This window comes from Parenemella sanctibonifatiensis (genome assembly GCF_002250565.1).
Taxonomy (GTDB): Bacteria; Actinomycetota; Actinomycetes; order Propionibacteriales; family Propionibacteriaceae; genus Parenemella; species Parenemella sanctibonifatiensis.
In genome coordinates this window covers 1-11,155 of sequence record NZ_NMVJ01000012.1, presented here as the reverse complement: position 1 = coordinate 11,155, position 11,155 = coordinate 1, and the positions used below count along the sequence as shown (strand labels likewise).

Annotated in this window: 7 protein-coding genes; 3 read left to right on the top strand and 4 right to left on the bottom strand. The window is 61.5% G+C overall.

Annotation, left to right across the window (positions count from 1 at the left end; genetic code table 11):
* Positions 1–560 precede the first annotated feature (560 nt).
* The gene (locus CGZ91_RS13875; RefSeq protein WP_094456123.1) at positions 561–1,829 is read left to right on the top strand and encodes a DegT/DnrJ/EryC1/StrS family aminotransferase; all 1,269 of its coding nucleotides are present in this window, start codon (positions 561–563) and stop codon (positions 1,827–1,829) included.
* A gap of 869 nt (positions 1,830–2,698) precedes the next feature.
* Here the strand turns inward: CGZ91_RS13875 and CGZ91_RS13870 are convergent.
* From CGZ91_RS13870 to CGZ91_RS13860, 3 genes are all read right to left on the bottom strand, one after another.
* On the bottom strand, positions 2,699–3,703 hold the full coding sequence (locus tag CGZ91_RS13870; RefSeq protein ID WP_094456121.1) for an IS481 family transposase: 1,005 nt from the start codon (positions 3,701–3,703) through the stop codon (positions 2,699–2,701).
* Complete coding sequence (locus tag CGZ91_RS13865; protein WP_062951365.1) at positions 3,700–4,884, bottom strand: Cmx/CmrA family chloramphenicol efflux MFS transporter; 1,185 nt, start codon at positions 4,882–4,884, stop codon at positions 3,700–3,702. The genes CGZ91_RS13870 and CGZ91_RS13865 overlap by 4 nt, the downstream gene beginning before the upstream one ends.
* Positions 4,885–6,806: 1,922 nt before the next feature.
* Positions 6,807–7,319, bottom strand: a complete 513-nt coding sequence (locus tag CGZ91_RS13860) for an NUDIX hydrolase (protein ID WP_229116645.1) — start codon at positions 7,317–7,319, stop codon at positions 6,807–6,809.
* A 584-nt stretch (positions 7,320–7,903) separates the two neighbouring features.
* On the opposite strand from CGZ91_RS13860, the gene CGZ91_RS13855 reads away from it, so the two are divergent.
* A complete protein-coding gene (locus tag CGZ91_RS13855) occupies positions 7,904–8,512 on the top strand; it encodes an adenylyltransferase/cytidyltransferase family protein (protein WP_094456116.1) in 609 nt (202 codons plus the stop codon).
* A 133-nt stretch (positions 8,513–8,645) separates the two neighbouring features.
* Here CGZ91_RS13855 and CGZ91_RS13850 read toward each other — a convergent pair whose 3' ends face one another.
* Positions 8,646–9,944, bottom strand: coding sequence for a nucleotide sugar dehydrogenase (locus tag CGZ91_RS13850; RefSeq protein ID WP_094456113.1), 1,299 nt, complete (start codon positions 9,942–9,944; stop codon positions 8,646–8,648).
* 215 nt (positions 9,945–10,159) lie between these two features.
* Here CGZ91_RS13850 and CGZ91_RS13845 point away from each other — a divergent pair, with 215 nt between their 5' ends.
* Positions 10,160–10,927 (top strand): phosphotransferase, encoded by a 768-nt coding sequence (locus CGZ91_RS13845; RefSeq protein WP_179229388.1) that lies wholly within the window; start codon positions 10,160–10,162, stop codon positions 10,925–10,927.
* The last annotated feature ends 228 nt before the right edge of the window (positions 10,928–11,155 follow it).

Below are 11,155 nucleotides of genomic sequence, written 5' to 3'. Positions count from 1 at the left end.
TACAACCACGACCGCAGGCACTCATCGCTGGGCTATCTCGCACCGGCCGACTACGCTCGGCAGTGCACCCATCAAATGGAAACCGACGACTCGCACAACGTCCGGACCTAACCGTGGGGGCAGGTCAAGAACGTGTTGGCATCGACCGCCGTGGCTGTGACCGACAAGAACGGTGCGACCAGACGCGAGTTCACTGCCGATGCGGTCAACGAGTTATGGATCGAGCCGACCTACCACCGACACCGTAGACAAGACCGTCTCGGCCACGTGACCCCGATCGAGTTCGAGACAATTATGACCACGCCAGCCAGTCTCAGGCCGCGTAGCTAGCCACTGTTACCTGCTCGTGCAGCACACCCTCCCCACACTGCCCCACCCAAGCGAACATCGTCCCGCTCGGCCGCTGCCAGGACGGAACTCACAAGTCGGACCAGCAAACGGGTCCAATCCAGTGCCCGTCACCGCACCGCGGACCTCATGGCCCCAGTGCTAGACCATCCAACATGCCCCGACACCGCCTACTATCATCGTGAGCTGTCAGAGTTCCCTAGGAGGGCCCTATGGCCATGAGCGAACACCTTGCCATCTGTGGTGGCAGTCCAGCAGTCACCTCTCCTGCGCCGGCTTGGCCTGTGTTCGCCTCAGCCGAAGCGAATGCCATGATGGAGGTGTTGAACTCGGGCAAGTGGGGTTCGACCAGCGGCAATAGTGTGACGACCTTCGAATCGGAGTTCGCTGCGCACCAGCACGTGAAGCACGTCTTCGCCCTGAGCAACGGTACCCTCGCCCTGGCTGCCGCGTTGTCGGCCGGCGGCGTCGGCATCGGCGATGAGGTGATTGCACCGTCGTATACGTTCATTGCGACTGCGGCTGCGGCGTTGTTCGTTGGCGCCATACCAGTGTTCGCCGACGTCAAGAGCTCCGACCATCTGCTTGACCCAACCGCCGTACGGGCGGCGATCACTGATCGAACGAAGGCCGTCATCCCCGTCCACCTTGCCGGTGGGGTAGCCGACATGGACGAGTTCGCCGCGATCCACGACGAGCACGGCCTATTGGTGATCGAGGACGGCGCCCAGGCGACCGGCGCTAAGTGGAAGGGCACGCCGATCGGCGGCCTGGGCAGCATCGGCACGTTCAGCTTCCAGTCCAGCAAGAACCTCACCGCCGGTGAGGGGGGCGCCGTGGCAACCAACGACGACCTGCTAGCCGATGCGTTGCATGCATTGATTAACGTCGGACGTCGCCGCCCAGGTCGTCGCCACGTTCCCACACGAATCGGGTACAACTTGCGCCTCACCGAGTTTCAGGCGGCAGTGCTGCAGTGCCAGTTGGATCGTTTCGATACCCAACAGCAACAGCACGAGCATGCTGCCGGACTACTCGCCGAGTTGCTAGCCGACGTCAGCGGACTCGTCGTGGACACCGAGGACGATCGGATGACCGCTCATGGGCGCCACCTCTTCATGATGCGCCTCCCCAACTCCACCGGCGAGCCAGAACAGCGCGACGCGGTGGTAGAAGCATTGAATGCCGAAGGCTTGACGGGCGCGTCGGGCGGATACCTCCCGTTGCACCGCAACACGGCGCTTCTGACAAAAGCTCGTTCCACGGCAACGCAGGTAGGCAACACGTATCCCGAGCCAGACTGCCCCACCACGGACCAAGTGTGCACCGACACCATCTGGTTGCCGCACCACTGGTTGCTAGCAGACGACCATCAGATCGGCCAAGTCGCAGCGGCAATCACCAAGGTCCTCCAGAACGCCGATCAGCTCCGCCCATCGAGAACCCTGCCGACCGCCTCAAACAACCACCCCCGGTGCTAGGCTCGAACATGACCCACGTACGCATTTCGGCTGCTATCAGCGCGCATCCCAAGCGGGAACTACAGGCCGAGGCGCTCGCAAGCCAGTGCCTCACACTCGATCCGACGATTTCCTACGACCCTAGTCCCAATGGCCCCATTTCGGCTATCCGATCAACCAGACTTGCATGGTCCGCAACTTCCCAAGCACACACACATCATGTCGTCTTACAGGACGACGTCGAAACATGCCCCGGGTTTGCAGATGCGCTACATAGTGCGCTCTCAATCTACCCCAACGCGATTGTCACTCTGTTTACAGCTTGGGCAGGTCGTAGATCTCAGTATGTTCGCATTGCCGCACTATCTGGATACCAGTGGGCTGCGCTCCCCCACGATTGCGTAACCGCGATCGCCATCGCTATGCCCATGTCGCTGGCGACAAAGTATGCCGAATTCCTCCGCGATACCCCGGGCGATCGTGGCATCAGCGCTTCGGCAACCCTACGCGAATTCGCCGCAGCCAACAGCCAGACTATCCTGGCAACCATCCCCAGTCTCGTGGAGCACGACATCCAGAACAGCCGCAGCCTCATATCCACCTCTGGGCTCCGTCGAGCGGCGGTCCCTTGGGATGATCTCCCCACGAAGAGCTGGACCTCACCCATACGAGAGCACCGCGGCCCCCTACCGTACCTCTCGTCGACAAATTTGCGCGCAGCGCTGTTCCTAGATGGAAGACGCATCCAGGACTCATTTGATACTGTCTTTCACGAGACTCTGGACACGGATGCAATCGCTGTCGCCGCGAACCGACGGCTGGTCGATTCTGATTGGGCCTACTCCGACATCTACAAAGAAGGATTCAAAGTGGCCGTGGCAACCGGAATGCTAGCTGTATGAGGGCCAGACGTTGGTGACGCGAGCACGGAGCCGAGATGCTGGGGGATGTCCGCCCGCTCCACTGTGGGGGCGGTGGTAGTTGTAGTGGATATTCCAGATTTCGATCGCGGCGTCGCGGGCTTCTTCGCTCTTGAACTCTTGGGCGTATAGCAGTTCCTCGGCCAAGATTCGCTGGTAGCGCTCCACCTTCCCGTTGTGTCGGGGCGTGTAGGGCCTGGTCTTCTGGTGTCGCGTGCGGTTGCCGACGATTCGAGCGAAGTCGGCCGAGCGGTAGCACGCACCGTTATCGGTGATGATGCGGTGGATGTGCGAGATCCCGTGAGCGGCGAACCAGGCCTTAGCTCGGGCGAGGAACGCTGCCGCCGTGAGTCCCTTCTCGTCGGTCAGCGGCTCGGTGTACGAGAGTCGGGAGAATCCGTCGACGGCGGAGTGCAGGTAGGTGTACCCCCGCTTCGCCCCAGCTGACTTCGCGCGACCCGCGGTCCTAGCCTGGTCGCTGTTGCGCCCATGAATGCGCCAGCCGCCGCCGTCAGGGATTCGGCCGACCTTCTTCACGTCGAGGTGCACCATATGGCCGGGCCAGCGGGCGGTGATCTTCCCTGGCTTGCGATTGGTGTCGCCGCCAGGGTCGATGAATCGGCGTCGGCCAAGGCCGAGCCGGCTCAGGTGTCGGCTGACGGTACGCCGGTTGATCCTGACGTCCAGCTCGGCGAGCTCGTAGGCAATGCGCTGGGCGGACCACTTGTGCTCTCGCCGCCAGGCCTCGATCTGTTGGATGACACAGGCTGCTGTCGCGGTACTGCTGTGGTGGGGCGTCGAAGCACGGTCTTGGAGCCCGGCTTCGCCATGGCGTCTCCACCGGTTGACCCACTTCGAAGCGCACGCGCGTGAGATGCCCATCTCGGCAGCTACGTGCGCGATCGGCCGGGTCAGGCACCGATTCACGAGCCGGCGTCGACCTTCAAGGCTCAACGGAGCATTAGCGTGCGTCACTTGGCAGCCTCCACATTCCGTACCCGCGGGGCGATGATGCGCAGCGTGGGCAGCATCACGAGGAGTGCGAGAGCGGTCAGCGCGGTCGCTGCCCACACGGGACCAAGGTTGCTCGAGCTCTCGAGCGCTACCGCTCCGAGCGCCGGACCAGCAGCGGCCCCGATGTTGAGAGCGGCAGTCGCGTAGGAACCACCCATGGTGGGCGCTTCCGATGCTGCGTAGAGCACTCGAGCGATCATGGTGCTTCCCACAGCGAATGCCAGCATTCCCAGCAGGAACACCAGGACGAGCAGCGGCACGGAGTGCCCAGCAAGCACCGCGAGCAACAGCCACCCAACTAACAGGAGCGGCGCGGCCACAACGAGGAGCATTCGCGGGTGCTGGTCAGACAGTCGCCCGGCAATGCTGACTCCCATGAAGGACCCGATGCCGAACAACACCAGAGCCACCGGTACCCACACCTGGCCCAGACCCGCTGTCCCGGTCACGACCGGCGCGAGGAACGTAAACGCGGCGAAAGTCCCGCCATTGACCAGCGCAGCGAGCAGCATCGCCGTGAAAAGACGGGGCACGCGGAGCTGCGCCAACTCGAAGGCGAGAGACGGGCCATCGTTGGCTTCGTCCTGCGTGGCTCTCGGCTGTGGACGGATCCCGGTGAGGATGCCGATTGCAGCAGGAACGCACAGGAAGGCTACCGCCCAGAACGTGGCCCGCCATCCCAGCGCCGTGCCAAGTAGAGCCCCCGCGGGAACACCGGCGACCATGGCGATCGTGGTGCCCGAGAGGAGGATGGCAAGAGCGCGGCCCTTCCGGCTGGGGGCCACGAGGCGGGTCGCGGTGCTGAGTGCAACGGCCAGGAAACCGGCGTTGGCAACCGCGGCAACCACACGAGTTGCGAACAGCACGGAGAAGGTCTCGGCAGTGGCGGCGACGACGTGACAGGCAGCGAAGATGACCACGCACCCGAGCAAGGTGGTCCGGGCGGGCCACCGACGGGTGAGAGCTGCCATGGCGGGCGCACCGAGAATCATCCCGACCGCAAAGGCAGAGGTGAGTAACCCAGCTGTGCCGACAGAGACACCGACACTGGCGGCGATGTCTGGCACGAGGCCAGCAAGCATGAACTCAGATGTGCCCATGGCAAAGACAGCCAGGGCAAGCAGGTAGAGGGCGAAGGGCATGGAGGGCTCCGAGGAACGAGAACGAAAAGGGGGAAACGTCTCGTCACCACGGCCAGCGCCCAGGGAGCTGCCCAAGAGCCCGCTCAGCGCACAGGCGCAGGCGGCGGGTTAAGGACTCAGGAGGTCTGGGGGCTGACGGTGTGACCGAAAGCCCCCTGAGTGTCTGATTCAGGGCACGCCATGCTCTTCACCCTACCGACGCTCCCTCGACACTGCACATCCTTTGCGCGCGCCGCGGCATCGTCATCAACGTCCTGCCCCGCAACAGCTAGCGAGACCACTCATGAACCCGCACCACATTGCCGACGGTCGCCATTATCCTGGCGCGTCAACGCTCGTAGCGGGAGCTCTTGCACTTGCAGATGCGAGCGAAGATGATGTATTCCACTTACAAGAGTCGACCGCCGATCTAATATCGGCCGGATATCGTCTTGGCCTCGCAGTGCATACGCGAGACCAGGCCTCAGATCACAACCGACCGCTCGCCTAATCCATGGCAGGGCAACGACTATAAATATCGTTGATATGCAACATCTGCCAGCAGTTCGCCTAGTTCACCCGAAATCTCTTCGAGGTAGGCGAAGTCGTGGTGTAGTCGCAAGTAGCCGGGAATCATCGAAACGAAGAACGGCAGGGCAGCCAACCGCGAGCCCTCGGAACCACGATCACCCCGACTCCGGCGCGCACACACGCCTGTAAGGATCGCAGCACGCGATAGCGCCTCGGAGGACTCCGGCCCCAGACCATAGGCTCTATCTATCTCTCTCGCGACATCCCCACAGTCCTGAAGCGCAGGTCCAAGCCCCAGATCGCGCACTGCTTCGTCAAGCGGTAGCTGCCGCCAGGGGCCAGCCCCGCCATCCGTCGGTAGCAGAATCATGACGGCTCGACTGCGGAACTGAACATGTGCGGCCATCGACACAGGGGCATGCGCCAGTTCACTAGCGGCGGCGGAGGGAGAGAATGACGCTGATCGACGCACCCCTCTCCAGTTATTCCCCGCCGTGCTCGGCATGTCTGAATGCTCTACAAGGTTCGGAAATATGCTCACGGCGCGAACATTCATCATCCCTAGGTACCGAGCCATCGCTTCGTCATACGGAGTGGTCAGAGAGAGGGTTCTGCCGAAGTCCGGAAATCCGCCGGCAACGTCGCGAGGCAGAACCAGCCCAACTGCCGGAGTGTACCCATCAGCAACCTCGCACACCTGGCCACCAACCATCGCGCCCACGCGACCCACGGCTGCCGAACAAGCAGACCATCCGACGAACAAGGATATCGGCCTGCTCTCAGCCGCTCTGATAGCAGCTACCAGAGAATCTGCAAATCGATCTGAGAGGATTACATCATCCTGAAGGACAACATGGTGCGTGGCCCTGTCGTCCACAACCTGCCATGCTGCGATACCCGTCCGAAGCGGGCTGCGAACTCCCTCGGGGTCTGGATCCAGTACAACTACGCCCTGCGGAGTCACCCGTTTCGCGATCTCGGTGGCATTCACACGCCTGCTCGGATGTGCCATGATCGAGAAGGAGACCCGCAACTCTGACATCCTTGGATACTATTGCCCGCCTAGAACCTAGTCAATCTCTTGGCTCGCACCGTCCCGCTATTTTGGTTGGATCCATGGTGGGGTGGTCGCCGCGTTCGGTATGACTCAGTGGCCACGTCGAGGTCATGATCCCCGGGTTTGCCGCCGGGCCTGGTGACCGATGATCGGACGGGCCCCATGTTCCCGTCCGCGTTCGCTGCCCTGCGAGCCGCCCCTCCGTCATCCGCGCCGGCGACGATCGCAAGATCAAGAAGCGTAACGTCACCCTCATTTGCTTGGCACGCCGACGCTGCGACGTCCTCCAGCCATGCTCAGAACCGGCAAGCCGCTACCAGCCTCCGCCACTTGACAGGAAACATAGCGACACCCCCTACAGTCGGCGACTGCTAGCTGGCAGGTCCATCCGGACCAACCTTTGGCGGGCCTCCCAAATCGCCGTTCGATTGCTGTCCCAGCACAGCAGCTCCAGTGCGCCGTCATACCCAAGCCACCGCGACGATGTGTGCTCGCTCGACAACGAAATCCGTTCTCCGGTCAGGTCGATCATGAACGCGTACTCAGGAATCGTGTACAGTCCAGAAGGCCACGAAGCGCGATCGCTGAAGTGATACACCGGCACTGAAGCTACGGACTGAAGCGGGTAGACGGCAACCGTGTGCTCGAGGCCCAGTTCCTCGACCGACTCGCGTTCTGCCGCGCCAGCTGGCGACTCCCCGTCTTCACCCCCGCCGGCCACGCCGGCCTGCCAGACATCGAGATCCGCTCGCTTCAACACCAAGAACTCTGGATCGCCGGACGACTTGATGATACGAAACGGCACAACTAAGACCTGGAACGGGGACCGCATTGGCACCTCCAGCTTGCCATAGGTGGGGCTTACCAAGCTAGCATGTTCGAAGGTGGACGCCCTGCCACCGCATTAGCATGCTCCGCCCCTCCATCTTCCCCCGTGGGCCCCGTGTGCCGCCAAGCTTGGTGACGGGTTGACCGTAGATAGGGACGCTGCCCAACGGGGTCTCTTCGTAGCATGGCTCCGTCCTCCGACGACGGAGGGTGGTGACGATACGACCGAGCACGCGGGATCAAGTCCCGAGCGGGTGCACGAGCTCATGACCTGGCGCCACCCGCATGACGAGACCGCGCTGTTGGCCTACCGGCACCTCCATCGACTAGCGGTGCTGATGAGTTGCCGAACTGCCGGCCTCGATCAGCTCGGTCGAGGGCACCCGAGTTGGCGATGCGCCGCCACGTTGGGAACCCGACCTACGCCACAAAATCCGGTGGGCCAACTGGACTCTCGCCAGAGCCACAACGCCGCCAGCTGATGGCAGCGGCCGAATCACCTACCGGACCGCCCTGAAGCTGCGACAGTTCAGAATGAGCCGACTCGGGGCTATTGTCCCAATCGAAGTCCTGTGAGACCCTAAAGACTCAACCTCGAGTACCCCCAGCGCGAGAGGAGTGACGATGCGGGTCATCACCGGCGGTACCTTCGATCCCCTGCATATGGGCCACGTTGCCATGCTTCAACAAGCCCAAGGCCTCAATGAGACATTTGGAACCAGCCCTCTACAGGTTATCGTACCGGAGCGTACACGCCGGCTCGTCCCTCTGCTCCCCGGTAAAGTACGTGCCGAACTGGTCACAGCACTCTTCCATAGCTGGGGAGTTCCTGTCGAGCCTCACGTCGTCGACATGTCACAGGGCAAAGCAGACGAGGAGTTGCACCGAGCCACTGGCTGGGACCGACAAAGTCCCGACGTTCTCCATATCTCAGGAATCAAGGCCGTCGACCTTCCTGGCTATTGTGAAGTAGCAACACGGCACTCTTGGAACCGTCACCCAACGAACCGCAAGCGCGTCTATGTGGTCGGGGATCCACAGTACGCGAATGTCAGTGCGACGGATATCAGAGCGACCCTCAGCCGATCTGCTAGCTCCGAGGCCGCCTACTTGTCCACCCTCGAGCACCTCGAAACTAGCCGAACACTGCCCTCCAGTACCGCCCAGATCCTCGCCCGACCGGACGTCCGCCAGCACTTCACACAAGGTGACGCACAGGGCATTGCCGACTGAGCACGGTGGTCTGTTGAGGCCAGGGCCCGAGCCGTCTTCGTACTTCAGGACGAACCTGAGTGCTCGCTGACCCTCGCCACACCACAGCCATCTCATACAACCGCGGACCAATCTCAACCTCAGCCGCAATCATTCACAGATATTCGGTTGCTTTCGACAACACCCGACGGGTGTCGAGCACGACGGGTGCCACAGAAAGCGCCTCGTCCGTGTAACAGCGGTGGGCCTGAAGAAGAACGACAATGTCGACTCCGACCAATCCCGACGATAGATCGTCCTCTACACGATGAACGAACTGGCCATTAACAGACCACGTAGCCACCGTAGGATCATGATACCGAACCCTCACACCCTGCGCGTAGAGCAATTCCGCAATATGCACCGCCGGAGAGTTCCGGATGTCTGAAATATTCTCCTTGTAGGTAACCCCAAGTAGAACGACAGTAGCGTCCTCAACCGTCTTGCCATCCGCAACAAGCATCTCGCGAATTCGCTCAACCACATAGCCCGGCATCCGATTGTTGACATCTGTGGCCGCCTCAGCAAGATTGAACTGTGCCCCAAGATCCCTCACACGCTCCGCCAAATAACAAGGATCCACTGGAATGCAATGCCCGCCAGCGCCTGGCCCAGGCCGAAACTCCTGGAAGCCAAATGGTTTGCTGGCAGCGCAATCCAACGCATCGTGGATATCCACGCCTAGCCCTCGTGCAAACATGGCCATCTCATTCACGAGGGCGATGTTCACATGTCGATAGGTGTTCTCGATCAGTTTGGCCATCTCCGCTTCCCTTGGCCCCTTGGCAGGAACCACTCGCTCGCAGAACCTCCCATAGAACGCTGCGGCTCGCCTGGTGCATACTTCCGCCAGCCCACCAACTACCTTCGGAGTATTTCTGAGGCTGAACTCGAGGTTTCCCGGATCGATCCTCTCCGGAGAACTAGCCAAGTTGAAGTCCACGCCGGCTTCAAGCCCGGTCCCCTCGAGAATCCCTCGCACAACTTCGTCGGTCGTCCCCGGGTAGCTCGTGGACTCGACGATGACAAGCTCTCCGCGCCGAAGGCATCTAGCGACCGACTCGCCCGCCGCTACCAGGTGAGAGAGGTCTGGAGCTCCATCCGCGAGCAGTGGCGTCGGCACGCAGATGGCGACAATATCGCAGTCATTTAAGATGTCCTCACTACTTCCAAACTTGACGCCCCCGCGAACCATCCTGGCAACCGCTTCGTCATCGACTCCCACAACATGGGACTTCCCCGCAGATAGACCGTCCGCCACCGTCGGGTTAGAGTCGAAGCCAACCACATTGAAACCGACTGCGGAAGCCGCTTGGACGAGCGGGAGACCTGCGTAGCCCAAGCCGATCACTGCGAGCCGTCTCAACCATCTCAGTCTCCTTCGACACACTGCCTCAGTGGGGCCGTTCCACATTAACCAGAATCCTAGCTTACCGCCAGACCTAGCTGGCCGCCAGACCACTCGCAGGTCAGCAGCCAACCGTTCCGATTTCCGCATCCGCTCGGATGACCCTGTCAGGCTCACCAACTGCTTGGTACATCCGCCAGATGACCGACGTCTCGAACACGCTCGGGTCGCAATCGCTCAAGACACCCAGATCGTCCGCGGACCGGCTAGTATGTAGCCTCGTGGATACTGATGAAAGCGCACTTCACGCGCTGCGCCAGCCGGCCACCATGCTCGGCCTCGGCGATCCCGTCGAGATCCGGATCGGACGACACCGCCGGTCCATCGTCGGTTTGTACCCGACGACGGCTATCAAGTGTTACTACTATCAGGCCCAAGAGAACCAGGTGCGTGAGCAGGCCTCAATGCGGCGTTGGTCCCACTTTCAAGTGGTCCCAGATCTCCTCGCGTCGGGTGCTTGCATGGACGGTACGCCATGGATCCACATGAGCCGCCTTGCGGGTCAGCCGATGGACGTAGTAGAGCTTAATGTATATGGATCCGGGCCACCTATGGACCTCGGCAGGATTCTCGCACTACTACACTGGCATCAGTCGGTCGCCGCCGACAAGGTGATGCCCTCAACGCGTTGTACTGCAGTCCACGGACATGGCGACTTTGGGGCCCACAACGTGCTCGTCGACTCGCCTCACGCGAATGCCACTGTGACCGGCCTCATCGACTTTGAGAAGAGCAAGGTGGTCTGCTTCATGGCCGACCTAGCCTCATACTGGGCGCATTGTGCAACCGGGAAAGCGATCCACTGGAAGGAGTTCCGTGAGTCGTATGCACTGAATGCCCCAAAGTATATCGACCTCACCGCCAAGCATCTACACACCCATGCAGCCATCTTCGGCGATTGGGCGAAACGCTCACTCGCCCATCACGACACCGAAAGAGTCTTGGCTGCCATCGACAAGCTGCGCTCCGGACTCTCACGGGACGCCTAACACGTTGGTTCCCTTCGGACGTTTAGCTCAGACCTTAGCTCCCAGACTCGCTCGAACCCGACGAGCAGTTCGTGCGCCCTCTTGGCTGGTGAAACAAGGACTGTGACCTGCCCCCACGGTTAGGTCCGGACGTTGTGCGAGTCGTCGGTTTCCATTTGATGGGTGCACTGCCGAGCGTAGTCGGCCGGTGCGAGATAGCCCAGCGATGAGTGCCTGCGGTCGTGGTTG

What these genes read in the sequence shown, in the direction of transcription:
- CGZ91_RS13855 (WP_094456116.1), top strand. Translation starts at nt 7,904, where the DNA reads ATGCGGGTCATCACCGGCGGTACCTTCGATCCCCTGCATATGGGCCAC.
- CGZ91_RS13865 (WP_062951365.1), bottom strand. Translation starts at nt 4,884, where the DNA reads ATGCCCTTCGCCCTCTACCTGCTTGCCCTGGCTGTCTTTGCCATGGGC.
- CGZ91_RS13850 (WP_094456113.1), bottom strand. Translation starts at nt 9,944, where the DNA reads ATGTGGAACGGCCCCACTGAGGCAGTGTGTCGAAGGAGACTGAGATGG.
- CGZ91_RS13875 (WP_094456123.1), top strand. Translation starts at nt 561, where the DNA reads ATGGCCATGAGCGAACACCTTGCCATCTGTGGTGGCAGTCCAGCAGTC.